Annotated in this window: 20 protein-coding genes and 1 tRNA gene; 12 read left to right on the forward strand and 9 right to left on the reverse strand. The window is 65.9% G+C overall.

Going from position 1 to position 25358, the window contains the following annotated elements; genetic code table 11:
• The first annotated feature begins 90 nt into the window (after window positions 1–90).
• Window positions 91–1710 carry an L-aspartate oxidase gene (gene nadB / locus A0U87_RS18965; protein ID WP_048937735.1) on the forward strand — a complete coding sequence of 540 codons (1620 nt, stop codon included), beginning with the start codon at window positions 91–93 and terminating at the stop codon, window positions 1708–1710.
• Between the two features lie 115 nt (window positions 1711–1825).
• On the opposite strand, the gene A0U87_RS18970 is transcribed toward nadB, so the two are convergent.
• A complete protein-coding gene (locus A0U87_RS18970) occupies window positions 1826–2668 on the reverse strand; it encodes an alpha/beta hydrolase (protein ID WP_048937736.1) in 843 nt (280 codons plus the stop codon).
• A 155-nt stretch (window positions 2669–2823) separates the two neighbouring features.
• Between A0U87_RS18970 and A0U87_RS18975 the strand changes: the two genes are divergently transcribed.
• Window positions 2824–3972 (forward strand): serine hydrolase, encoded by a 1149-nt coding sequence (locus A0U87_RS18975; protein WP_048937737.1) that lies wholly within the window; start codon window positions 2824–2826, stop codon window positions 3970–3972.
• Between the two features lie 73 nt (window positions 3973–4045).
• On the opposite strand, the gene A0U87_RS18980 is transcribed toward A0U87_RS18975, so the two are convergent.
• Window positions 4046–4849, reverse strand: a complete 804-nt coding sequence (locus A0U87_RS18980; protein WP_048937738.1) for a transporter — start codon at window positions 4847–4849, stop codon at window positions 4046–4048.
• Window positions 4850–4954: 105 nt separating this feature from the next.
• Between A0U87_RS18980 and A0U87_RS18985 the strand changes: the two genes are divergently transcribed.
• The 3 genes from A0U87_RS18985 to A0U87_RS18995 all read left to right on the forward strand — a co-directional run bounded on the left by A0U87_RS18985 (window position 4955) and on the right by A0U87_RS18995 (window position 9295).
• On the forward strand, window positions 4955–6046 hold the full coding sequence (locus tag A0U87_RS18985) for an FUSC family protein (RefSeq protein ID WP_048937739.1): 1092 nt from the start codon (window positions 4955–4957) through the stop codon (window positions 6044–6046).
• A 47-nt stretch (window positions 6047–6093) separates the two neighbouring features.
• Window positions 6094–8892, forward strand: coding sequence for a DNA polymerase I (polA, locus tag A0U87_RS18990; protein ID WP_048937740.1), 2799 nt, complete (start codon window positions 6094–6096; stop codon window positions 8890–8892).
• Window positions 8893–9001: 109 nt separating this feature from the next.
• Entirely contained in the window at window positions 9002–9295 is a 294-nt protein-coding gene (locus tag A0U87_RS18995; protein ID WP_107917645.1) for a GIY-YIG nuclease family protein, read from the forward strand.
• 154 nt (window positions 9296–9449) lie between these two features.
• On the opposite strand, the gene A0U87_RS19000 is transcribed toward A0U87_RS18995, so the two are convergent.
• The 3 genes from A0U87_RS19000 to A0U87_RS19010 all read right to left on the reverse strand — a co-directional run bounded on the left by A0U87_RS19000 (window position 9450) and on the right by A0U87_RS19010 (window position 11439).
• A complete protein-coding gene (locus A0U87_RS19000) occupies window positions 9450–9731 on the reverse strand; it encodes a zf-TFIIB domain-containing protein (protein WP_048937741.1) in 282 nt (93 codons plus the stop codon).
• Window positions 9732–9733: 2 nt separating this feature from the next.
• Window positions 9734–10426, reverse strand: a complete 693-nt coding sequence (locus tag A0U87_RS19005) for a Bax inhibitor-1/YccA family protein (RefSeq protein WP_037517646.1) — start codon at window positions 10424–10426, stop codon at window positions 9734–9736.
• Between the two features lie 251 nt (window positions 10427–10677).
• A complete protein-coding gene (locus A0U87_RS19010; protein ID WP_048937742.1) occupies window positions 10678–11439 on the reverse strand; it encodes a MerR family transcriptional regulator in 762 nt (253 codons plus the stop codon).
• 85 nt (window positions 11440–11524) lie between these two features.
• Between A0U87_RS19010 and cysS the strand changes: the two genes are divergently transcribed.
• Entirely contained in the window at window positions 11525–13039 is a 1515-nt protein-coding gene (gene cysS, locus A0U87_RS19015; protein ID WP_048937743.1) for a cysteine--tRNA ligase, read from the forward strand.
• 63 nt (window positions 13040–13102) lie between these two features.
• Entirely contained in the window at window positions 13103–15991 is a 2889-nt protein-coding gene (locus A0U87_RS19020) for a CHAT domain-containing tetratricopeptide repeat protein (protein ID WP_048937744.1), read from the forward strand.
• On the opposite strand, the gene A0U87_RS19025 is transcribed toward A0U87_RS19020, so the two are convergent.
• Window positions 15972–16985, reverse strand: coding sequence for a 2-hydroxyacid dehydrogenase (locus A0U87_RS19025; RefSeq protein WP_048937745.1), 1014 nt, complete (start codon window positions 16983–16985; stop codon window positions 15972–15974). The two genes, A0U87_RS19020 and A0U87_RS19025, sit on opposite strands and share 20 nt — an antisense overlap.
• Window positions 16986–17138: 153 nt before the next feature.
• Here A0U87_RS19025 and A0U87_RS19030 point away from each other — a divergent pair, with 153 nt between their 5' ends.
• Together A0U87_RS19030 and A0U87_RS19035 are read left to right on the forward strand one after the other, a co-directional pair.
• Entirely contained in the window at window positions 17139–17498 is a 360-nt protein-coding gene (locus A0U87_RS19030; protein WP_037517635.1) for a Rap1a/Tai family immunity protein, read from the forward strand.
• Between the two features lie 127 nt (window positions 17499–17625).
• A complete protein-coding gene (locus A0U87_RS19035) occupies window positions 17626–18996 on the forward strand; it encodes a 3-deoxy-7-phosphoheptulonate synthase class II (protein WP_004208138.1) in 1371 nt (456 codons plus the stop codon).
• A gap of 65 nt (window positions 18997–19061) precedes the next feature.
• Here the strand turns inward: A0U87_RS19035 and A0U87_RS19040 are convergent, their stop codons facing one another.
• Complete coding sequence (locus A0U87_RS19040; RefSeq protein WP_137405879.1) at window positions 19062–20390, reverse strand: cytochrome P450; 1329 nt, start codon at window positions 20388–20390, stop codon at window positions 19062–19064.
• A 139-nt stretch (window positions 20391–20529) separates the two neighbouring features.
• Here A0U87_RS19040 and A0U87_RS19045 point away from each other — a divergent pair, with 139 nt between their 5' ends.
• Window positions 20530–22383, forward strand: coding sequence for an acyltransferase family protein (locus tag A0U87_RS19045; protein ID WP_048937790.1), 1854 nt, complete (start codon window positions 20530–20532; stop codon window positions 22381–22383).
• Between the two features lies 1 nt (window position 22384).
• On the opposite strand, the gene A0U87_RS19050 is transcribed toward A0U87_RS19045, so the two are convergent.
• Complete coding sequence (locus A0U87_RS19050; RefSeq protein WP_048937747.1) at window positions 22385–23281, reverse strand: N-formylglutamate amidohydrolase; 897 nt, start codon at window positions 23279–23281, stop codon at window positions 22385–22387.
• Between the two features lie 135 nt (window positions 23282–23416).
• On the opposite strand from A0U87_RS19050, the gene A0U87_RS19055 reads away from it, so the two are divergent.
• Window positions 23417–23794: a response regulator gene (locus A0U87_RS19055; protein ID WP_004208143.1), complete on the forward strand. Its 378-nt coding sequence runs from the start codon at window positions 23417–23419 to the stop codon at window positions 23792–23794.
• Here A0U87_RS19055 and A0U87_RS19060 read toward each other — a convergent pair.
• A complete protein-coding gene (locus A0U87_RS19060; RefSeq protein WP_010338427.1) occupies window positions 23787–25127 on the reverse strand; it encodes a dicarboxylate/amino acid:cation symporter in 1341 nt (446 codons plus the stop codon). The genes A0U87_RS19055 and A0U87_RS19060 overlap by 8 nt on opposite strands.
• Before the next feature lie 143 nt (window positions 25128–25270).
• Between A0U87_RS19060 and A0U87_RS19065 the strand changes: the two genes are divergently transcribed.
• A tRNA-Val gene (locus A0U87_RS19065) sits at window positions 25271–25345 on the forward strand.
• Window positions 25346–25358 lie beyond the last annotated feature (13 nt).

Below are 25358 nucleotides of genomic sequence, written 5' to 3' on the forward strand. Positions count from 1 at the left end.
TCGGTTCGAGCCTGTCGAGAACCGGTGCGCAGGGTTCTCGACAAGCTCGAACCGAACGGGATAGGGCAAAAGCCCGGAGAGTGAATATATATGCCCACCATCACCCATGACGTCGTCATCATCGGTTCCGGCGCGGCCGGGCTGACAGCCGCCATCAACCTCGCGCAGGATCGCAAGGTGGTGGTGCTGGCCAAGGGCGCGCTGGATGGCGGATCGACCAACTGGGCGCAGGGCGGCATCGCCGCGGTACTCGACGCCGGTGACAGTTTTGCGGCCCATGTCCATGACACGATGGTTGCGGGCGCCGGCCTCAACGATCAGGACACGGTCGAGTTCGTCGTCTCCGAAGCCCCCGCCGCGATCGAGCGGCTGGCGGAACTGGGCGTGCCCTTCAATCCCAATGAAGAGGGCGATGGCGACGAGTTCGGCGAACGCTGGCACCTGACCCGCGAGGGCGGCCACAGCCATCGCCGCATCGTCCATGTCGACGACGCCACCGGCCATGCCGTGCAGGTCGCGCTGCTCAAGGCCGCGCGCGCCAATCCCAACATCACCCTGATGGAGGATATGGTCGCGGTCGACCTCATCACCTCGCGTCATGGCGAGCGCTATTCGGGCGACGGCCATGTCTGGGGCGTCTATGCCTTCAACAAGCAGACCGGCCATGTCGACGCCATCCTCGGCCGCGCGACCATCCTCTGCACCGGCGGCGCGGGCCGCACCTACCTCTTCTCCACCGCGCCGCGCGGCGCGACCGGCGACGGTATCGCCATGGCCTGGCGCGCGGGCTGCCGCGTGTCGAACATGGAGATGAACCAGTTCCACCCGACCTGCCTCTATAATCTGGAGGTCAAGAATTTCCTGATTACCGAGGCGGTGCGCGGCGAAGGCGGCCACCTGAAGCTCCCGCCCGGCGTGCCGGGCGGCGGCGAGCGTTTCATGCCCCGGTTCGACGCCCGCGCCGAACTGGCGCCGCGCGACGTGGTGGCCCGCGCCATCGACCATGAGATCAAGCGCCTGGGCCTCGACTATGTCCATCTCGACATCAGCCACAAGCCGCCCGAGTTCGTGAAGCAGCATTTCCCGACCATCTATGCCCGGCTGCTCGACCTCGACATCGACATCACCAGGGAACCGATCCCGGTCGTCCCGGCGCAGCATTATACCTGTGGCGGCGTCATCATCGACCTGGACGGCCGCACCGACCTGCCCGGCCTCTATGCCGCCGGCGAAGTGACCGAAAGCGGCCTGCACGGCGCCAATCGCCTCGCCTCCAACTCGCTGCTCGAATGTTTCGTCTTCGGCGAGGCGGCGGCCAAGCATATCCGCGCCCATTGGGACGAACTGCCGGCCCCTCCGCCGATCCGGCCGTGGGACGAAAGCCGCGTCACCAATGGCGACGAAGAGGTCATCGTCCAGCATAACTGGAAGGAAATCCGCCGCTTCATGTGGGACTATGTCGGCATCGTCCGCACCACCAAGCGGCTGGAGCGCGCCCAGCACCGCATCGACCTGCTGTCGAAGGAAGTCGATGAATATTACGGCAATTTCCGCGTGACGCCGGACCTGATCGAGCTGCGCAACCTGCTGGAAGTGGCCCGGCTGGTGGTCCGCTCGGCGCTCCATCGCAAGGAAAGCCGGGGCCTGCACTACACGCTCGACTATCCCGAGACGCTGACGCAAGCCGTCGACACGGTGCTGGCGCCCTGACCAAAAAAGAGGCGCGGCCGGGCAGCCGCGCCTTTGAAGGGAGGAGGAGCAAACGCCAGGGGCGTCGTCTCGCCGACCAAATTAGCGCCGATCCAGGCCGGCGCTTTGATCGAGGTCAAACGCCCTTGAGGAAATTGCCCAGCGCCGCGTTGAACCGGGTCGGCTGGTCGGCCATCACGACATGGCCGCTCGGCCCGATCGGCATCAGCTTCGCGTCCTTCTTGGCCGCATAGGCAGCCCGGAAGCGGCGGGTGATCTCGACCGACTGGGCCTGGTCCGTGCCGACGGCATAGACCACCGACATCGGCACCCCGATCCGGCCGAGCTGGGGACCAAGATCGGTATTGGCCAGGTCACGCAGCGCGGTGGCGATCACCTCCGGATTGCTGCCCTCCGCCCCCGGCGCCTGCGCGACGATCTGGGCGAGGTAGCGGCGCCCGGCCGCCGTGCCGGTGAAATATTGGCTGAGCTGGTCGGCCAGATAGCCCATGCCATTGGCGGTGCCGCCGACCATCGCCGCCCCGGCCGGCAGCATGTCGACCACCATGACCCGGCTGGCGAGGCCTTTGATGCCCTGCATCATCGCCAGCGTGCCGCCCATGCTGTGCCCGACCACCGCCGGCCGCCGCAGTCCGGCGGCGGCGATATAACGGGCAATCTCGTCCGCCACCGGCTGCACCACCGGCCCGCTGCCATTGGCGTCGGCAGCAAGGCCCGCAAAGCCGCGGACATGAACCAGATGCCAGCGATAGCCCGGCATCTGCCCCGTCACGCCGTTCCAGATGCCCGGACCGCTGGCAAGGCCGGGGATCAGCAGCACGTCCCGGCCGCTGCCGCGCACCGTCACCATGATCCGGCGCGAGGCAAAATCCGCCGCCAGTGCCGGCATCGCCCATCCCGCCGCCAGCGCTCCCGCGCCGCAGAGCAGGCCGCGTCGATCCATCAGTCCATCCGTCATCCGCTCCCTATTGCCGCCCCGCCGCTGAACCGCAACTGAGCGCCGTTCCGCCGTTCAGACTCCTTACATCGCAATTGTGGAATCATTCGTCGCATCGTCCTTGCCTACAATGCGGGTCGCCGCGCCTTGTAACGGCTTGAAGTGCGGGGTTAGTGATGAGTTCGAATGATAGCAGGCGCGTCTCGTCGCGCCTTGTGCTTGCGGTGGTTGCCTTGTCCGCCTGCGTCGGCGCGCCCCCCCAGCCGGGTGCCCAGGCCAGCAGCGCGCGACCGAATAATCCGCCGCGCCAGACGGTGCAGCCCACGACCAACACCTGGCCGATCAAGCAGGTCGCCAATCCCCCCGCCCCGTTCAAGGATATCGACCAGCGCGAGCAGCCCTCGCCCGCACTCGTCAGCGTGATCCAGAATCTGGGTCAGAGCTTCCGTGGCAAGGTCGGCATCGCGGTGCGCCGGGTCGGGGCGGACTGGACCGTCGCCTATAATGGCAATGCCCTGTTCCCGCAGCAGAGCGTGTCGAAGCTGTGGGTGTCGATGACCTTCCTCGACGCGGTCGATCGCGGCAAGATCCGCCTCGCCGATTCGACCACCATCACGAAGAAGGATCTGACCCTGTTCCACCAGCCGAGCGCGGCGATGGTGGGATCGGGCGGCTGGACCACCACCTATTCCGACCTGATGCGCCGCGCGATGACGCAGAGCGATAATACTGCCAACGACACGCTGCTGCGCGCGGTCGGCGGGCCGGACGCGGTGCGCGGCTATCTGGCGCGCCGCCATATCGCCAATATCCGCTTTGGTCCAGGCGAACGCCTGCTGCAATCGACCACCGCCGGCCTCGACTGGCGGCAGGATTATTCGATCGGCCGCAATTTCTACGCCGCCCGCGCCGCGCTGCCCATGTCGGTGCGGCAGAAGGCGCTCGACAATTATCTCGCCAGCCCGCCGGACGGCGCCGCCCCGGCCTCGATCGTCGAGGCGCTGGCCAAGCTCAAGGAGGGCGACATGCTGTCCTCCGCCTCAAGCCGCCTGCTGATGTCGACGATGGAGGAAGCCAAGACCGGGCCGCAGCGGATCAAGGGCGGCGTGCCGCACAGCTGGACCTATATGCACAAGACCGGCACGGGGCAGGATCTGCCGCCGCGCTCTACCGGGTTCAACGATGTCGGCATCATGACCGCGCCCGACGGCACCAGCTATGCGGTTGCGGTGATGATCGGCAGCACCACCGTCTCGATCCCCGAACGCTGGCAGCTGATGCAGGCGGTGGCGCGGGCCGTGGTCGCCAATCACGAGAAGCGCTAGAGCATTCTGAAGTCGGCAATCAAAACAATTAGATCGTCCTCCGATTCAACCTAATCGGAGGATACTCTAAGGATCAGAAGCGCCTGACGATGCCGACATAGAGTTCGGCGTCGGGGCTGTCATGGTTGAGGCCCAGATTGGCGCCAGCATCGAACTGCATGTCGTCGCCCGCCTGCCAGCCCAGCGACAGTCCGGCCAGCGCCTGGGTGGCATGGCCGTCGGGATCATCGTCGCGCATCAGCGACGCCTCGATCGATCCGGACAGGCTGTCGCTGATGTCGAAGCCCAGCCCGGCGACGCTGCCATAGGCGAGATGCCGGCCATCGCCATCCTCATCGACCGCCGCGTCGACTTCTGGCGTGGCCTGGAGCGTCAGGCCATGGCCCAGATCATAGCTGATCGGCACCAGCATCCCGGCGCCCCAGTCACCATCGCCGATCGCGTCGCCGCCAGTCGGCAGGCTGACATAGGGCATGACCGCGATCGAGAAGCCCGAACCATCGGGATTGCGCAGATTCTGCCGCAATGCGACGCGCATGTCGCCGATGCCATTGTCCGTCTCGACTGCGCCGGTCACCCGATCGCGCGTGCGCACATGGCCAAAAGCGGTCCAGCCCAGTTGCGCTTCCAGGCTGTCGGTCAGGCCGATGCGCAGCAGTGCGTCGCCGACGTTCACAGTGTAGATGCGACTCTCGCCGTCCTGCTCGCCGGTCCAGTCGCCCAACCCCAGTTCGACCTGAACCTTGCCCGGAGCCATGGTGCAGGGCGGCGTGTCGAGCCCCGGCCGGTCGGCGCAGAATTCCCGATCATCCTGCGCCCAGGCCGCGCCACCCTGCGCCGCCATCGCCAGCAGCATCGCCGCGCCCCATGCCCGCATCACATGCCCTCCCCTTCCCAATCTGTTTCCAGCGCAACAAAACGGATAGGAAGCGGCAAATATCCGGCGCTGGCCTTTACTGCCCCGCTGCGGCACTAAGTCCCTATGCCGCGCCCCTTTTCCTCGCTGCTCGACCGCGTGACGCCGCGCACCATCGATGAACTGGAATGTGCGCTGTCGGTGCTGGGCGCGATCCTGCTCGCCCATCTGCTCGGCGCCACCCATGTCTCCTGGGCCGCCTTTGCCGGCTATATGGTGATGCGTGGCCATGCCGCCGAAACGCTGGCGCGCGGCGTGCTGCGGATTATCGGCACGGTCGCGGGCGGCCTGATCGCGCTGGGCAGCGCCCCCTTTATCGTCGGCTACTGGCCCGCCGCTGCGGCGGCGCTGGCGCTGATGGGGACGATCAGCCTCTATGCCGCGATCACCTCGCGCCGTTCCTATGCCTGGCTCTTCTTCGGCCTGACCTATGCGATGGTCGTGCTCGACAAGATCGAGCACCCCGCCATCGCCCTGCCCGAATTCGTCCAGACCCGCGTGCTCGAAACGCTGGCCGGCATCGCCGCCAGCCTGATCGTCAGCCTCGCCTCCACCCTGACCCTGCGCCGCCGCTGGCCGGCCAAGCGCACGCCCGCCGCGACCGGTGCGGGCTGGCACGGGGATTCGCTGCGCCATGCGCTGCAGGCCGGCGTGGCGCTGGCGCTGCTGGTGGCGCTCAATGCCTGGATCCCGGTGCCCGCGCTGGCGCAGGGCGCGATCATGATCATGGCGGTGATGCTGCTGCCGGTCACCGGCATCGGATCGAGCGGCCTCGCCCCGGTCAGCCAGCGCATATTCCAACGGATGATCGGCTGCATCGGCGGCGCCCTGTTCGCGGCCTTCTTCCTGGTCGCGGGCGCCGACAATATGGCGCTGTTGCTGGTCGCCACCGCGATCGGCGTGATGCTGGGCCGGCATCTGGAAAATGGCGATCCGACCCATCGCTATGTCGGCACCCAGTTCACTTTGGCGGTGCTGGTGATGCTGGTGCCCGACCGCTATGACCAGTTGGTGCTGGAACCGGGCGTCGAGCGGCTGATGGCGATCTTCATCGGCATGGCCGTGCTGATGCCCGTGCTGCTGATTGGCCATATGCTGCGCGGCCGGCGCGCCGACGACGCGACCGCCCCGGCCGGCGGCGAGAGCGGCGGCGTATAAGCGTCGGGCACTGGAGCGGCGGGCCAATCCCCGCTATCCCCTGCCCCATGTCTCAGCAGAATCATCTCTATCTGGTCGACGGCAGCGGCTATATCTTCCGCGCCTATCACCAGCTTCCGCCGCTCACCAACCAGCATGGCCAGCCGGTCGGCGCGGTCTATGGCTATACCACCATGCTGTGGAAGCTGGCCGAGGAGTTGGGCAAAGCGGAAGGCCCGACCCATCTGGCCGTCGTGCTGGACAAGGGCAGCCACACCTTCCGCAACGACATGTATGACCAGTATAAGGCGAACCGGCCGCCCGCGCCCGAGGATCTGGTCCCCCAGTTCCCGATGATCCGCGACGCCACCCGCGCCTTCTCGCTCCCCTGCATCGAGGAAGCCGGGTTTGAGGCGGACGACATCATCGCAAGCTACACCCAGGCCGCCGTGCGCGCCGGCTGGCATGTCACCATCGTCAGTTCCGACAAGGATCTGATGCAGCTGATCCAGCCCGGCGTCGACATGTACGACACGATGAAGAATGAGCGGCGCGGCGCCGACTATGTCATGGGAAAGTTCGGCGTGCTGCCCGAGCAACTGGGCGACGTGCTGGCACTGATGGGCGACAGCGTCGACAATGTGCCGGGCGTGCCGGGCATCGGCCCCAAGACCGCGGCCAAGCTGATCACCGAATATGGCACGCTGGAAGCGGCGCTGGATGCGGCCCCCGCGATGAAGAAGTCGAAGATGCAGGAAAACCTCATCGCCCATGCCGACATGGCGCGCCTGTCGCGCCGGCTGGTCGCGCTGCATGACAGCATGGACCTGCCCGAGCCGCTGGACGACCTGACCTTGAAGGGCATTCCCAAGGAGCCGTTGCAGGCCTTCCTGTCGCACCATGGCTTCAAGACCCTGCTCAACCGCCTGGGCGCGCCGGCCGCTACGGTTGCGGTCGCCAGCACGGCCGCTGCGACCGGCAGCGCCGACACGCCACCGCCCCCCCCGGTGATCGAGGTCGAGCATCCGCCGATCGACTGCGCCCTCTATGAAACCGTCACCACGGTCGAGGCGCTGCAGGTCTGGATCGACGAAGCCCGCGCGCTGGGCGTGGTCGCGGTCGATACCGAGACCGATGCGCTCGACAGCATGGAATCGGGCCTGGTCGGCATCAGCCTGTCCACCGGCCCCGGCCGTGCCTGCTACATCCCGCTCGCCCATCGCTCCGCCGACGACATGTTCGGCGAAGTGCCGCAGCAGATCGCGCTCGATGACGCCATCCGGTTACTCAAGCCCCTGCTCGCCGACGATGCGGTGCTCAAGGTCGGCCATAATATCAAATATGACCTCAACGTCCTGGCTCGCGTCGGGCTGGAGGTGACACCGATCGACGATTCGATGGTGATGAGCTTCAACCTCGACGCCGGCAAGTCGCTGGGCGGCCATGGCATGGACGAGGCGGCGAGCGTCCACCTCAATCACACCTGCATCAGCTTCAAGGAAGTGACCGGCACAGGCAAGAAGGCGATCAGCTTCGCCCATGTGCCGCTCGACAAGGCCACCGCCTATGCCGCCGAGGATGCCGAGGTTACCTGGCGCCTGTGGCACAAGCTTTCGGGCCGTCTGCCGGCCGAAGGCGCAACGCGGGTCTACCAGCTGGTCGACCGGCCGCTGATCCCGGTGGTGGCCGGCATGGAGCGGCAGGGCATCAAGGTCGACCGCGAAGCCCTGTCCCGCCTGTCGGGCAGCTTCTCCCAGTCGATCGCCGGCCTTGAAGCCGAAATCCACGAACTCGCCGGCCATCCCTTCACCATCGGATCCCCGCAGCAGCTGGGCGTCGTGCTGTTCGATGAAATGGGCCTCAAAGGGGGAAAGAAGGGCAAGAGCGGCACCTACTCCACCGACGTCACCGTGCTGGAGAAGCTCAAGGCGGAAGGCTCGGCCATTTGCGGGCTGGTGCTGGAATGGCGCCAGCTTTCCAAGCTCAAATCGACCTATACCGACGCGCTGCAGCAGCAGATTAACCGCGACACCGGCCGGGTTCATACCAGCTACTCGCTGACCGGCGCCCAGACCGGCCGCCTGTCCTCGACCGATCCCAATCTGCAGAATATCCCGATCCGCACCGAGATCGGCCGGCAGATCCGCCATGCCTTCGTCGCCGAACCCGGCAATGTCATCCTGGCGGCGGACTATAGCCAGATCGAACTGCGTCTGGCCGCGCACATGGCCGACGTGCCCGCGCTCAAGGACGCGTTCGAACAGGGCGAGGATATTCATAACCGCACGGCCATGGAATTGTTCGGCGAGGTCAATCGCGACACGCGCGGCCGCGCCAAGACGATCAATTTCGCGATCCTCTACGGCATTTCGCGCTGGGGCCTGGCCGGCCGGCTGGAAATCAGCGCGGACGAGGCGCAGGACATGATCAGCCGCTATTATGAGCGCTTCCCCGGCATCAGCGTCTATATCAACGAGACACTGGAGAAAGCGCGCGCCAACGGCTTCACCGAAACCCTGTTCGGCCGCAAGACCTGGTTCCCGCGCATCAAGGCACCGGTCCAGCACGAACGGCAGGGCGCCGAACGCGCCGCGATCAACGCGCCGATCCAGGGCACCAGCGCCGACATCATCAAGCGGGCGATGGCGCGCATGGGCCCGGCGCTCGAGGCCGCCGGCCTGCCGCGCGTGCGCATGCTGCTGCAGGTGCATGACGAACTGGTGTTCGAACTGCCCGAAGCCGATGTCGAGGCGGCGAGCAAAGTGATCCGCCAGGTCATGGAGAGCGCGGCCGAACCGATGGTCAGCCTGTCCGTGCCGCTAGGCGTGGAAATCGGCACCGGCCCAAGCTGGGGCGCGGCGCACTAAAAAATCCAAGATACCAACATCTGCTGGCATGACCGGGCTGTGACCCTCCACTCCCCGTCATGCCAGCGAAGGCTGGCATCCCAATGCCTTTTGACGCAGCATCACGGCCATGACGGGCGGCTGGATCTATATCATGACGAACCGCGCTTATGGCGTGTTGTATATTGGCGTGACATCCAGCCTGCCGCATCGAACCATGCAGCATCGCGACGGGACGGGTTCGGACTTCTGTCGCCGATATGGTCTGGATCGCCTGGTCTATGCCGAGCGGCATGCAGCGATCATCGATGCCATCGCCCGAGAAAAGGCGATGAAGGCGTGGAAGCGCGAGTGGAAAGTGCAGTTGATCGAAAGCATCAATCCCAAATGGCAGGATTTATTCGATGCGCTGCACATGGACTGAAGCGCGGCGCCAGAAGGAAGTGGGATGCCAGCCTTCGCTGGCATGACGGAGTATAGGAACCACTATCCACTGCCGTCATCCCAGCCCAGGCTGGGATCTCTCTTCTTCCCCCTTCCAACGAAAAAGGCCGGTCCCATCGGGACCGGCCTTTTTCTCAATCGAACAGCTCTTCCAGAAAGCTCTTCTTGCGCTTCTTGGGATAGCCCCGCCCGTCGTCGCGATATTCGCGGTCCGGGCGGTAGCTCATCTGCGGCGCGGCGGGGGCCGGAGCCGGCTGAGCGGAACGCTCGATGATCTTGTCGAGTTCGCCCCGGTCCAACCAGACGCCGCGACATTGCGGGCAATAGTCGATTTCCACCCCCTGCCGGTCGCTCATGTGGAGCCCCACATGACAGACCGGGCAGAGCATGGCCGACACGGTGGCCTGGTCCCGCATGCTTATTCGCGCTCGCCGGTCAGGCTCAGTAGCATCTGGAACAGGTTGACGAAGTTCAGGTAGAGCGACAGCGCGCCCATCACCTGCATCTTCTGCGCCACCTCATGGCCGGCATAGTAGAAATATTCCGACTTGATGCGCTGCACGTCCCAGGCGGTGAGGCCGGTGAAGACCACCACGCCGATGATCGAGATCACCATCGCCATGGCCGACGAGCCGATGAAGATGTTGATCAGGCTGGCGACGACGATGCCGATCAGGCCCATCATCAGGAAGCTGCCCATCTTGGTCAGGTCACGCTGGGTGGTATAGCCCCAGAGCGCCATGGCGAGGAACATCACCGCCGCCGAGAAGAAGGCCTGGGCGATGCTGCCGCCGGTGAAGACCAGGAAGACGCTGCCCAGCGACACGCCCATCACCGCCGCGAAGGCGTAGAAGGCGGTGCGTGCGCCAGCCGTCGTCATCTTGTCGATGCGGAAGCTGAAGAAGAAGACAAAGGCCAGCGGCGCGAAGATCGCGACCCACTTCAGCGGCGTGCCGAAGATGGCGGCAGCCAGCACCGGGGTGTTGCCGACCAGGGCGGCGACCAGGCCGGTGATGACCAGGCCGATGCCCATGTTGCGGAAAACGCCGAGCATGTGCGCGCGCAGGCCAGCATCGGTCTGCGCCGTCTGGCTGGCACCATAGCCCGGCATGCGTACGGGATTGTTCACGGCTTCACTCACTCCATCATAAATGTGGTTCGAGTGAGCCCGATGCGGTCTCCTGCGGCAAAAAGAGGGGGGAATTGCCACAAAACCTGCACCGGGCGCACCCGATGCGGTCCGACATCGCGACCTGGATCAAGGGGGAAGAGATCCATGTCGCCAGAGGGGCCCGGTCCGCACAGCCAATATCGGGTCGCCCGGACGATCGCGCAAGGCGCCACCGCCCAAGCAACAATTTATTACATTTGCCGCGCCGCGCCGACGCTGCGGATGAAATCCCACACTTCCGAGGCGAAGGGCGGCTGCCGCTCGTCTTTCCACTCGTCGACATGATCGTACATGCGCGTCACCCCCTCCATCATCGCCGGTGTGGCGATGGCGGTGAAGGGCGCGAGCAGCGCCTGCCATTCGTCATAAAAGGCCCCTGCCGCCGCGCTCGCCGGGTCGAGCGGCAGTGCCGCCTCGATCCGGGCGGTGAGGTCGGCCCATTGCGCGCTATAGGCCGCCTGATCGAAATCGGCCGGCATGTTGGGCATCGTCTCGGCAAAATCGGCCTCGGCCTGGGCGCTGATATAGCGGCCACTGACCGCCTTCCATTCTTCTTGCATGGTCATGCTTTCTCCACTGCGGATCAGCGAGCAAAGAGTCGCGGCATCGAGCGGCTCGCCACGGTCGATGCGGGACAAGGCGATTTCCAGATGGCTGCGCGCCTGCGCCAGTTCCTGCGCCTGCGCGTCGATCGCCGCGACCTGCGCGCGCAGCAGCGCGCCAAGGTCGATCGGCCGGCCGTCGAATAATGTCTTGATCTGGGCAAGGCTCAGCCCCGCCCGCTTGAGCGCCAGCAATTCATGCAGCCGCGCCAGCTCGGCCGGACCGAACAGGCGCCGCCCCGACGCGGTGCGCAGCGGCGCGACCAGCCCGCGCGCCTCATAGAAACGCAGCGCCCGGCTGGTGAGGCCGGTGGCGCGGGCGACGGCAGCAATATCCAACATATCGGTCATGCCCCTTGCTACTGCTTGACCCAAGGTCAAGTTCAAGCGCTTTTTTGCGGTGTCCGACCCGTTGACGATCGCGCCGTCTCGCGACATGGCTGGCGCCATGAGCCAAGACCAGCATAGCGACGCGCCCCTGCGCCTGTTCAACAGCCTGACCCGGTCGATCGAGCCGTTCGCGCCGATCGAGCCCAACCATGCGCGCGTCTATAGCTGCGGCCCGACCGTCTATAATTATGCCCATATCGGCAATCTGCGCGCCTATGTGTTCGTCGACACGCTGCGCCGGACCCTGCTGTGGAAGGGGCTGGACGTCACCCAGATCATCAACATCACCGATGTCGGCCATCTGACGTCGGATGCCGATGCCGGTGACGACAAGATGGAGGCCGCCGCCCGCGCCAGCGCGAAGAGCATCTGGGACATCGCGGCCCATTATACCGAAGCATTCAAGGCCAATATCGCCGACCTCAACATCATGGCGCCCAGCGAATGGACGGTCGCGACCGACTATGTGCCGCAGATGATCGAATTTGCGCAGAAGATCGCCGACGCGCATTGCTACGAACTGGACAGCGGCCTCTATTTCGACAGCAGCACCGTGCCCAATTATGGCGCGCTGGCCGGCGGTCGCGACGATGCTGCCCATGCCCGCATCGATCCGGTGGCGGGCAAGCGCAACGCATCCGACTTCGCGATCTGGCGCAAGTCGCCGCCGGGCGAGCAACGCCAGATGGAATGGGACAGCCCCTGGGGCAAGGGCGCGCCGGGCTGGCACCTGGAATGCTCGGTCATGAGCCAGGCGCGCCTCGGCCAGCCGTTCGACATCCATACCGGCGGCATCGACCATCGCGAGATCCATCATCCCAACGAGATCGCCCAGAACCAGGCCTATTGCGGCTGCACCGACACGCAGCCCGACTTCACCGGCGCGCGCTGGTGGATGCACAATAATTTCCTGGTCGACCGGCAGGGGAAGATGTCGAAGTCGAAGGGCGGCTTCACCACCCTGTTCAGCCTGGTCGATGCCGGCGTGCATCCGATCGCCTATCGCCTGCTGTGCCTGGGCGCCCATTATCGCAGCGAACTGGAGTTCAGCGCCGACAATCTCGCCGCCGCCCTGACCCGCCTCAAGCGGCTGGTCATGGGTGTCGAGGGGCTGAAAAGCCGGGCCGAGGGCATCACCTGGCAGTCGGTCACGCTCGATTATCTGCGTGCCAATCTCCACCCCAAGCTGGTGCCGCTGCTGGAGCAGTTCGACGCAGCGATCGCCGACGACCTGATGACGCCCCGCGCCTTGCCGCTGCTGGAGGAAGCGATCAGCATGAAAAAGGTGCCGGTCGACGAGAAGCTCTGCCTGATCGCCGCCTTCGACCAGGCGCTGGGCCTGCGTCTGCTGGACCTCACCCGCGCCGAGTTGCGGGTGCAGCCCAAGGATGCGCAGATCACGCCCGAGGAGATCGAGGCCGAACTGGAACGGCGCACCACCGCCCGCGCCGAAAAGGATTTCGCCCTGTCGGACGAGATACGCGACGCGCTGATCGCGCGCGGGGTCGAAGTGATGGACGGCGATCCGCTGCGCTGGGACTGGCGCCTGACACTGGCCTGATGACTTGACGCCGTCCTGGGTTCGACCCAAGACGGTATCGGGTCGAGAAAAGTGGGGCGCATCATGCTGTTTTCCGCGCGCGCGGGCGCGTTTCTGCTGGCCTTGGCCGGCCCCGCGCTGCTGCCCGCTGCCGCCGCCCCGTCGCCCGCCTTCCGCACTGATGATCCGCACTATGCCCGGCTCTACGCGCTGGAGGACAAGGCCGACGCGCTGTTCGAGAGCGACGATTATGCCCTGTCCATGTCGCAGAAGACACGCGACGCCTGGACAGCGCTCGAAACGGCGGCATCCCACAGCAAGGTGCAGGGCCAGGCCCATCCGCTGGCGGGGGTCGCGCTCATCAACCTGTCGTCGATGGACCAGATCGACGGCCGCAACCCCGACGCGCTCGCTCATGCGGACCGCGGCCTTGCCCTGCTGTCGCCCTTCCGCGACGCCTATCCGATCTACTGGATGCAGGGCCTGTCGATCAAAGGCTATGTCCAGGTCACTCTGAACCAGATCGGCGCCGGGGTCGAGACGCTGGCCGAAGCGAGCCGCTATATCGACGGCTATTTCGCCCGCACCGATCCCAAGGCGCTGGATGAATCGGCGATGATGCTGAAGTCCAACATCGCCTTTGCCCATGCCCAGGCGCTGTCCCGTCTCGGCCGCAACAGCGAAGCGGTCGAGGCGCAACGCCGCAGCATGGAGGCGCGGGTCGCCGCCAGCGGCCAGAACAGCGCGGACGCGGTCGGCGCCTATTATATGTATGCGCAGATGCTCTCGCGCGCGGATCGCGATGCCGAGGCGGAAATCTATGCCCGTCTGGCGGTGGATACCGCGACCGACCATGTCGATCGCAAGCATCCCAATTATGCCCGCGCGCTCGAAGCGCTCGGCCTGCTGCTCTCGCGCACCGGGCGGCGCAACGAAAGCCTCGCCTATCTGGAACGATCGATCGCGATCAAGCGCGAGACCAGCGGCACGAAGAGCCTGGCCTTTGACTTCGCGCTGCAGAATCTCGGCAATCTGCTGCTGCCGCTGGAACGCTATGACGAGGCCGAACCGCTGTTTCTGGAGGCCGAGCGCGGCTTTCGCGACATCGAAGGTGACACCAGTCCGCAGTCCGCACGCGCGCTGGCCTTTGCCGGCGTCGCCGCTTTCGCCCAGGGACGCAGAGAAGAAGCGATCAGCCGGCTACAGACCGCGCTGGCGCGTGGCCGCACCGGCAGCGCCGAGGATCGCGACATGGGGCAGCGCGTCTATCCCTTTCTGATCCCGGCCCTGATCCAGGCCGGCCGGATGGACGAAGCGCGCGCCGCCGCCGCCGATTTCGACCGAGAGACCCGTGAACTCGACAATCTGCCGGGCTTCGCCATCGCCAATGCCGGCATGCTGTCCGCCTGGGCCAATGGCGGCGACAGCGTCGATGCGGCCTGCCGGCTGATCGCGCTGCTGCGCACCAGCCTCAGCCTGCAGGAGGACGGCGCCCTGACCGAGGATCAGCGCGCCGCGCTGGACAGCGTGCTGGCGATCGCGACACAGGCGCACGACGCCGGACTGGCGATGGACGCGATGGCGCTGCTTGCCGGATCGGGTATCGTCCAGGCCAATCATCTGGTCGCGCAGCGGATGGTGGACGACCCCGCACTGGGCAACCGGGTCCGCGCGCTGCAGGACCGGACCCGCGCGCTGCAGGCCGCCGACAGCCTGTTGCTGCAGGCGCTCGCCCGCGACGAAGGCTTCGCGGCTGCGCGCGCCAATCGCGCGACCCTGGCAAAAGAGGTCAATGCCGACCGCACCGCCATCGCCCATGACTTCCCCCGATGGCTGGAGGCGCGTGGCGGCGCCCTGCCCGACCTGGCATCGCTGCGCGCCAATCTGGCGACGGACGAGGCGCTGCTGGCGGTGACGCCTGCCTTTGACGGCGTCTATATCCTGGCCGTCAGCCGCGAACGGACCGCCATCATCCGGGCGCAGGAGACGCGCGCCGATCTGGTCGGCCGGATCGCGCGCTTGCGCGCATCGCTGAGCGCCACCGGCTTCGACCAGGACGGCGCCCATATCCTCTACACCCAGATCTTCACGCCCGATGTCCAAGCCGCGCTGGGCAAGGCGCCACGCCTGCGGGTCGTGCCGACCGGCGCTTTCGCCGCCTTGCCCTTTGCCATGCTGCCGCAAAAGCCGGTGGAGCATATCGACCGGAACACGCCCTGGCTGATCCGGCGCTATGCGCTGCGGATCGACAGCGGCTTCCGCCCCGTCGTGCCGCAAAAGCTGGCGGCGCAGGATGACCGGATGCTGGGCATCGGCGCGCCCCTGCCCTTTTCGCAGGAGACGCAGGCGATCGCCCTCAAGCAACGCGGCGGCGGCGTGGCCACGCTGGCGCAATTGCCGCCCCTGCCCGGATCGGCCGAGGAATTGCGATCGGTTGCGCGCTATTTCGGCCCCGATCATGCCCGGTTGCTGATCGGCGCGAATGCCAGCGAGGCGATCCTGCGCACCAGCGACCTGCGCCCCTATTCGGTCATGCTGTTCGCCACCCACGGGCTGGTCGGCGGCCAGATGGAGGGGCTGGACGAACCAGCGCTGCTGCTTTCGCCACCGGACATCGATTCCGGCAATGACGGGCTGCTGACCGCATCGGAAGTGGCGCAGATGCGGATCGGCGCCGATTGGGTGATCCTGTCCGCGTGCAACACCGCCGCCGGCAGCAGCGCCCAGGCCCAGACCTATTCCGGCCTGGCCCAAGCGTTCCGCTATGCCGGTGCCGGCGCCCTGCTGGTGTCGCACTGGCCGGTGCGGGACGATGCCGGCACCTTCATCACGGTCGAGACGGTCAAGGCCAACCGGCGCGGCGCCTATCGCGGCGTGGCGTTGCAACGGGCGATGCTGAAGCTGATCCGGTCCGGCAAGCCGGACGCGGTGCAGCCCTATGTCTGGGCGCCGTTCATCCTCGTGGGGCAATAGCCGCTTGCGGATCGACCCGGTTGGCGAGCGGACGACCGGCGGCGAAATCGCTGATATTGGTCATCGTCGTCTCGGCGATGCTCGCCAGCGCCTCTTCGGTCAGGAATGCCTGATGCCCGGTGACCAAAACATTGGGGAAGGTCAGCAGCCGCTGGAACAGATCATCCTCGATGATCTCGTTGGACAGATCCTCGAAGAACAGGTCCGCCTCCTGCTCATAGACGTCGAGCGCGACGCCGCCGATCTTGCGCGACTTGAGCCCCGCCACCAGCGCCTGCGTATCGATCAGCGCGCCGCGGCTGGTATTGACGATCACCAGTCCATCGCGCGCCCGGCCGATCGCGTCGGCATTGATGATATGGCGCGTATCCGGGGTGAGCGGGCAATGGAGCGAGACGATATCGACCTGTTCCAGCAGGTCGCGTGGCGACATGTAGCGCACGCCCATCGCCAGCAATTCGGGATCCTGGGCCACATCGCTCGCCAGCACCTCGCAGCCAAAGCCCAGCTTCAGCGTGCGGGCGACCAGCGCGCCGATCCGCCCGGTGCCGATCACGCCCGCCACCCGGCCATGGAGGTTGCGGCCGATCAGCCCGTCGAGCGCAAAATTATTTTCCCGCACCCGCGCCCAGGCGCGATGGATGCGCCGGTCGAGCGCCATCAGCAGCGCGACGGTGAATTCCGCAACCGCATGGGGCGAATAGGCCGGCACCCGCACCACCGTCAGCCCCAGTTCCGCCGCCGCGACAAGATCGACATTATTATAGCCGGCACAGCGCAGCGCGATCAGCCGGGTGCCGCCGGCCGCCAGTTTGGCCAGCACGGCCGCGTCCAGCCGGTCGTTGACGAACACGCAGACCGCCTCGAACCCTTCGCCCAGGCTCGCGGTATCCGCGTCCAGCCTGGGTTCCAGGAAATGCAGTTCATGTCCCTGATTGGCGGCCGACAGGAAATGCCGGTCATAGCCCTTGGTGCCGAAGATCGCGATGCGCATGGCGCCATAGTGCCCGCCCGCCCGCCATCGTCAAGCCGCGGCATATACTGAGCCAGTCCGTTTCACATGTCGGCCAGTCCGGTTGGACAGGCTATCCCAAAGACGGCACTTTGCGTCGCATCCTCAACGATCCGATATGAGTGCCCCGCCCCCATGTTTGCGCTTCTGCTGGCGATCGCCGCCGCATCATCCAGCAAGGTTCCGCCGCCCGCATCGGACGAAGGCGGCATCTACATGTTCGAGACCGGCACCAGCCTGCTCGCCAAATGCCGCAACAAGGCACCGGAATATAAGCTGGCCTGCACCGCATACATCGCCGGGGCGACCGACGGCATCCGCAAGGAGATGTTCCTGGGCCGTGCCCGCACCGTCTGCTGGCCAAAGCGCATGGCGGCCGAGGATGTGAAAGGCACTGTCGTCGCCTATCTGGAGCGCTACCCCGATCAGCGCGGCGCGGCGGCGTCGGCGCTGGTCAGCATCGCCCTCAACGATCGCTATCCCTGCCAGAAATAAAGCCGCTCGATCAGTCTGATCGATAGTATCCTTGCGCAAAGAGGCGCCGCAACCGCTATAAACTTGCCCTGCCGGGCGGTTGCGCGTAGATGCGGCCCCTATTTTTTTGACGTGAAGGAGACTCGACGTGGCGGCGAAGTGGACGCCGGAAAGCTGGCGGGAGCATAAGGGCATCCAGATGCCCTTTTATCGGGACCAGGAGGCGCTTGCCTCGGTAGAGGCCCAGCTTGGCCAGTTTCCGCCCCTCGTCTTTGCGGGCGAGGCACGGAATCTGAAGGCCGATCTTGGCCGCGTCGCGAACGGCGAAGCCTTCCTGCTGCAGGGCGGCGACTGCGCCGAGAGCTTTGCCGAGTTCCATCCGAACAATATCCGCGACACGTTCCGCGTGCTGCTGCAGATGGCGGTCGTCCTGACCTTCGCCTCGAAGCTGCCGGTGGTGAAGGTCGGCCGCATGGCGGGCCAGTTCGCAAAGCCCCGCTCGGCCGATACCGAGACGATCGGCGGCGTGGAATTGCCCAGCTATCGCGGCGACAATGTCAACGACATCGCCTTCACCCCTGAAGCGCGCGAGCCCGATCCGCAGCGGATGATCCGCGCCTATAACCAGTCGGCAGCGACGCTGAACCTGGTGCGCGCCTTCTCGACCGGCGGCTATGCCAGCCTCGACCGGGTGCATGGCTGGATGCTCGATTTCATGGGTCGCAGCCCCTGGGCCGCGAAGTTCGAGGCGATGGCCGACCAGATCGGCCAGGCGCTCGACTTCATGCGCGCCTGTGGCCTGGACGCGGACAGCGTGCCCCAGCTTGGTGGCACCAGCTTCTACACCAGCCATGAGGCGCTGCTGCTGCCGTTCGAACAGGCGCTGACCCGTCAGGACAGCCTGACCGGCGACTGGTATGACACCTCGGCGCACATGCTGTGGATCGGCGACCGCACCCGCTTCGAAGGGTCGTCGCATGTCGAATATCTGCGTGGCATCGGCAACCCGATCGGCATGAAGTGCGGCCCCACCCTGGAGCCGGACGAATTGCTGCGCCTGCTCGACCTGTTGAACCCGAAGCGGGAAGCCGGGCGCATCACGCTCATCACCCGCTATGGCCATGACAAGATCGAGGCCGGCCTGCCCAAGCTGGTGCGCGCGGTGAAGCGCGAGGGCCATTCGGTGGTCTGGTCCTGCGACCCGATGCACGGCAATGTCATCAAGGCGGCCAATGGCTACAAGACGCGGCCGTTCGACCGCATCCTGGCCGAAGTGCGCGGCTTCTTTGCCGTGCATCGCGCCGAAGGGACGTTTGGCGGCGGCATCCATGCCGAAATGACCGGCCAGAATGTCACTGAATGCACCGGCGGTGCGATCGCGATCACCGACGAAGGCCTGGCTGATCGCTATCACACCCATTGCGACCCCCGCCTCAACGCGGCGCAGAGCCTGGAACTGGCTTTCCTGCTGGCAGAAATGCTGAACGAGGAACTGAAGGAACGCCGCGCCGCGGCCTAACGAAAAAGGAACCGGCCCCTCCGAATCGCAAGGAGGGGCCGGCTCATCCGGCCTCTGCTCCCTGTTCAGCCGGGATCCGCGATCGGATCGAACTCCAGATGCAGGTGCCGCAGCGCCCGCAATATATAGGTGGGCTCATAATCGAAGCGCAGCGCCTCACCCGCCCCATGATGGGCCGGGGACAGGCGGATATTGCCCATCCGCGCCAATAGCCGTTCGATGCTGACCGCCACCTCGCGCCGGGCCAGCGGCGCGCCGATGCAGGTATGGGCGCCCCGGCCAAAGGCCAGATGCTCCTTGGCGCGCGGCCGATCCATGTCGAACTGCGCCGGATTGTCGATGCGGCGCGGATCGCGATTGGCGGCCATGTGCGACATCAGGATCGTCGTCCCCGCCTTGATCTCGACCCCGCCCAGCTCCGTCGTCCGTGTGCAGATGCGCCCGCCACTCTTCACCGACCCGTCATAGCGCAGCACCTCCTCCAGGAAATTGGGGATGCGCTTGGGGTCGGCGCGCAACTGCGCCTGGATATCCGGCCGGATGGCGATGATGCGGAAGGCGTTGGCCAGCAGCCGGTTGGTCGTGTCCTGCCCCGCACCAAACAGGAAGGCCGCCATCGCCGTCAGATCGACCAGGGTCGGGTTCGTCCCATCCGGGAACTTCGCCAGCGCCAGCGTCGTCAATATGTCCTTCTTCCCCGTGTCCGCGCCCAGCAGCCGGCGCACCGGCAGCACCGCCGGATGGTTCTGGAAGCGGCGCCAGGCGATGTAGCGGAACATATGCTTGCCAAGACCGACCAGCGGATTGTGCTTCAGATCCTCGGGTGATCCGTCGATCTGGGCCGGCACCGCCCCCTCCAGCAGGACGCGGAAGGCCGCACGCCCCTTGGCCGGGATGCCCAGCAGGTCGGCGATCACCAGCGTCGCATAGGGGCCGCCATATTGGCGCACCAGATCGACCTTACCATCGACGGCAAATTCGTCGATCAGGCTGTCGGCGGTCGCATAGAGGGATGGCTCCAGCGCCTTCAAGCGGCTGGGTGTGAACAGGCTGCCGATCACCGATCGCAACTTGGCATGGCGGGTGCCGCTTTCCGTCACGATCTGGTCGGCGAAGGCGATCTTGGGTCGCGCCGCCTCCAGTTCCGCCGCGATATCGTCGCCCTGCGGCGTGAACGGCAGGTCCGTCATTGGCCCGGTCACGGCGTTGATGCTGGAAAAATGCTCGGTATCGAGCATCACCTGCACCGTTTCCTCATAGCCCGTCACCGCCACCACATTGCGATGGGGCAGCCGCGTCACCGGCCCCCGGGCACGCAGAAAGTCGAAATAGGCATGGGGATCATCGACCAGATCCACATCCTTGTAGAAGTCCGCCGTGGCGTAATCGCGCATGATCCTCACCCATTTATGATATACATTGGATCATATCACCCGCAATGCCGCTGTCAACGACGGCAAAATGGTAAAGCAAATCGCAGGGCTTTCGCGCTAGGACAGCGCCATGCATGGGTCGGCACCACAGGAAAGCAGCATGATCGCGGCGGGTCGCTATCGCCGCGACATTGACGGGCTGCGCGCCATCGCCATTCTGCCGGTGCTGCTCTTCCATGCCCATGTGCCAGGCTTTTCCGGCGGCTATGTCGGCGTCGACATCTTCTTCGTGATCTCCGGCTTCCTCATCACCGGCATCATCGCACGCGAGGTGGATGAACAGCGCTTCTCGCTCGTCCATTTCTACGAACGCCGCTTCCGCCGGATCATGCCGGCGCTCAGCCTGATGATCCTGGCCGTGCTGGCGGCGGCCTGCTGGCTCTATCTGCCCGGCGATATAGAAGGCGTGCCGAAATCCGCGCTCGCCGCCACGCTGTTCGCCTCCAACCTCTGGTTCTTCACCGACACCGGCTATTTCGCCGGCGGCGCCGACGTAAAGCCCCTGCTCCACAGCTGGTCGCTGGCGGTGGAGGAGCAATTCTACATCGGCTTTCCGATCCTGCTGATGCTGGTCGCGCGCTTTGCCGCCCGCTGGCGCGGCCTGATCGTCGGCGCGATCGCTGCGCTGTCGCTGGCACTGGCGATCGCGCTTCAGCGCGACACCAGCGGCTTCACCTTCTATCTGCTGCCCACCCGCGCCTGGGAATTATTTGCGGGCGCCTTGCTGGCGCTCGGCGCCATCCCGCCAGCGCACACGCGCTGGCTGCGGGAGGCGCTCGCGTGGAGTGGCCTTCTATCTGTCGCCTTCGCTGTCATCTTCTACACGCGCGAGACCGTCTTCCCCGGCATCACCGCCCTGCCCCCGGTGCTGGGCGCGGTGCTGCTGCTCCACAGCGCGCCGGGCACCAGCGTCGGGCGCCTGCTCAGCCTGCGCCCTTTCGTCGGCGTGGGCCTCATCTCCTACTCGCTCTATCTGTGGCACTGGCCGCTGATCGTCTTCACCGAATATGCGACCGATGCGGCCCTGACCGGCTGGACGGCAAGTGCCGTCGTGGCCACCTCCTTCATCGCTGCCATCCTCTCCTGGCGCTTCGTCGAGCGTCCCTTCCGCGATGCCCGCCGCATCCCCGCCCGGCGCATCTTCCAGTTCACCGGCGGCGCCATGGCGCTGCTCTGCCTCCTGTCGCTGGCGCTGCTGGCGATGGGCGGCTGGCCGCAGCGCTTTGCGCCGCAGGTGCTGCAACTCGCCGCCGGCCGCACTGACATCAGCCCCGCGCGCAAGGCCTGCCACGACACGTTCGCCCGCGGTGCCCAGCCCTGCATTCTCGGTGCCAAGGTCCGGCCCGACGCCCTGCTCTGGGGCGACAGCCATGGCGTGGAAATGGCCTATGCCCTGTCGCTCAGGGCCAGGGCAGAAGGCCGCGCCCTGATCGAGCGGACCACCTCCAGTTGCCCGCCGGTGCTGGGCTATGACGCGCCCAAGGATGCCCGCTGCGCCCGCGCCAACCAGGCCGCCTTTGCCGCGATCCGTGCCGATCCGGGCATCCGCCGCGTCTATCTCGCCGCCTTCTGGGCCAATAGCGAATTTGACGATCCCGCCTTCGTGGCAAAACTCGACGCCACCATCCATGCGCTGCGCGCCGAAGGACGGCAGGTCATCCTGATCGGACCGGTGCCGCCCCAGCCTTTCGACGTGCCACGCCATTTGGCCCATCTCGCCCGCGCCGGACAAATGGGCCAGGCCCAGGGTGTAGACCGCGCCATGATCGAGGCCCGCACCCGCAATCTGCGCGCGCTGTTCGCGCGATGGCAGGCTCGGGGCGTGACGCTGATCGATCCGATGGCGCGGCTATGCGACGCCCGCCGCTGCGCCATCATCCATGACGGCAAGCCGCTCTATTTCGATTCCCATCATCTGAGCGTCGCCGGCGCGCGGCTGGTGATGAACGACTAAATCATTCCGCCGCCATCGCGTAGCTGCGCGGCAGTTCGTTCGCCAGCGCCTCGGCAATCGCTGCCACCATGCCCTGCATCCGCGTCAGTCCCGGTCCCGGCCGGTCGAGCGTGACGTCGAGATAGAGGGCACGGTCCACCTCCAGCTGCAGCGCATGGAAATCGCGCTCCGGCCGGCCATGCCGCTCGATCAGATGGTCGCCGGCATAGGGATGGTTCTGCGAGGTCAGCACGCCATGCCCGGCCGCGACATCGGCCGCCAGCATCATCAGCCGTGTCGCGGCGCTGCGGCCGAAGCGATCGCCCAGCACCAGCGCCGGGGCAGCCTGTCCGGCGGCCGGTGGCGGCAGCGGCGGCATGGAATGCAGGTCGATCAGGATGGCATGACCATGCCGCTCCCGCGCCGCCGTCATCATCTGTGCTAGCCGGGCATGATAGGGCCGATGCACCGTCTCGATCCGCCGCCGCGCTTCTTCCCAGGGGATGGGGCGCTGCCACAATTCCAGGGCGCCGGGCAGGCGACGGGGAATGAGGCCCAGCCCGCCGCGCAATTTGGCGCTGCTCTGCAGCGGCTGGTCGCGGGGCAGGCCGGTCACCATCACCGGATCCAGCTCCCGCTCATGCCGGTTGAGGTCGATCATCGCACGCGGCGCGCGGGCGACCAGCACGCTGTAGCCCCGCGCGACCAGCGGCCCCGCCAGCATGTCGGCCCAGCGATCCTCCAGCCGACGCAGCACCTCTGGCCGCACCCGCGCCAGAGCGAGCAATTCAGGGGAATAGTCGCGCCCGGCATGGGGCACGGACACAATCAAAGGACCATTGGGAAGAGCAGGACCATGAAGATCATAGGCCGCCGTCGATTCGGTTGGCGGACACGTACCAAAATGATCCAACGCCATTCCTTTCACCGGCCGTGGAAAAATTTGGTCGGCTGGATAATCTTTAATCCTTGTCGCATATATCCGAACGGCTTGCCAGTCTGTGGGCAAGGCAAGGGGCGCCGCGGAAGACGGCTTACAGGAAATTTGGGGTCAATGGTTCGAATCCTGCTGGCGGAAGATGATGACAGCATGCGCGCCTATCTGGCGCGGGCGCTGGAAAAGTCGGGTTATGAGGTGGTGGCGGTCGCCACCGGCACCCAGGCCGTGCCGCATATCGAATCGGATCGGTTCGACCTGTTGCTGACCGACATCGTCATGCCCGAGATGGACGGCATCGAACTGGCGCAGCACACCGCCAATGTCGCGCCCCAGACCCGCATCATGTTCATCACCGGCTTTGCCGCAGTGACGCTGAAGGCCGGCAAGGCGGTGCCGCAGGCGAAGGTGCTGTCAAAGCCCTTCCACCTGCGCGACCTGGTGCTGGAAGTCGAACGGATGTTCGGCAGCGAGACGCTGACCGGCCTTAGCTGAGCGCTTCGGCCTCATCCGCGCCTTGCCCCAGCGGCGGCAGCGGCTTGCCCGCCATGGCCGCCGCGAAGCGCTCGCGATCCAGACCCTTTTCCCAGACCGACACCACCACCGTCGCCACCGCATTGCCGACGAAGTTGGTGAGGCTGCGGCATTCGCTCATGAAGCGATCGACGCCCAGGATCAGGGTCATGCCCGCGACCGGCACCGACGGCACGATCGACAGGGTGGCGGCCAGGGTGATGAAGCCCGCGCCGGTCACGCCCGCCGCGCCCTTGGACGACAGCATCGCCACCAGCAGCAGCAATATCTGCTCCTCCAGGCTCAGATGCACGTTGGTCGCCTGCGCGATGAACAGCGCCGCCAGCGTCATGTAGATATTGGTGCCGTCGAGGTTGAAGCTGTAGCCAGTCGGCACCACCAGCCCGACCACCGACTTGCGGCACCCCGCCTGCTCCATCTTCTCGATCAGGCTGGGCAAAGCCGCTTCCGACGAGGAGGTGCCCAGCACCAGCAGCAGTTCGGCGCGCAGATAGCGGATCAGGTGCAGGATGTTGAAGCCGGCGAACCAGGCGACCGTCCCCAGCACGACAAGCACGAACAGCAGCGAGGTGAGGTAGAAGGTCGCGACCAGCCCGGCGAGGTTGGCGAGCGTCCCGACGCCATATTTGGCGACGGTGAAGGCCATCGCGCCGAACGCGCCGAAGGGCGCCGCCTTCATCAGGAAGGATACCAGCTTGAAGATGGCGAGACTGGCCGATTCCAGCACCGTCATCAGCGGCTCGGCCTTCTCCCCGATCATGCTGAGCGCGATGCCGAACAGGATCGCGACGAACAGCACCTGCAGGATATTATGCCCGTCGGCCACCGCCGACACCAAGGTCGCGGGAATGACGTTCAGGAGGAAGGCGACCAGCGTGCGATCATGCGCCTGCTGCGCATAATCGGCGATCTTGCTGGCATCCAGGGTCGCCGGATCGATGTTGAGCCCGGCGCCAGGCTGCACGACATTGGCGATGATCAGGCCGACGATCAGCGCCAGGGTGGAGAAGGTCAGGAAATAGGCAAAGGCCTTGGCCGCGACCCGGCCGATCGCGCCCAGTTCCTTCATTCCGGCAATGCCGGTGACGATCGTCAGGAAGATGACCGGCGCGATGATCATCCGCACCAGCGCGATGAAGGCATCGCCCAGCGGCTTCATCGCCTCGCCCGTCGCCGGGAAATAATGGCCCAGCAGCACGCCCAGCGCGATCGCCACCAGCACCTGGAAGTAGAGATGGCGATAGAAGGGGAGCGGCCGAACCGGTTCCGTCGGCGTCGATGGCGTAGGCAACATGATGTTTTTGCGTCCCCCCTTATTTGCACCGCAGCATATGGCCTCCCCACCCCCTGTCCAGCGGGTTGGAAAAGTTTCTACAAAAAAGTGTCATTTAGCGCTTGCGCGAGTCACCGACCCCCGTTATTGGCCCCCTCCACGGCGGGCGTGTAGCTCAGTGGTAGAGCACTGTGTTGACATCGCAGGGGTCGCAAGTTCAATCCTTGCCACGCCCACCATGATAAGGCCTTG

Source organism: Sphingobium sp. MP9-4, assembly GCF_005281675.1.
Lineage (GTDB): Bacteria > Pseudomonadota > Alphaproteobacteria > Sphingomonadales > Sphingomonadaceae > Sphingobium > Sphingobium yanoikuyae.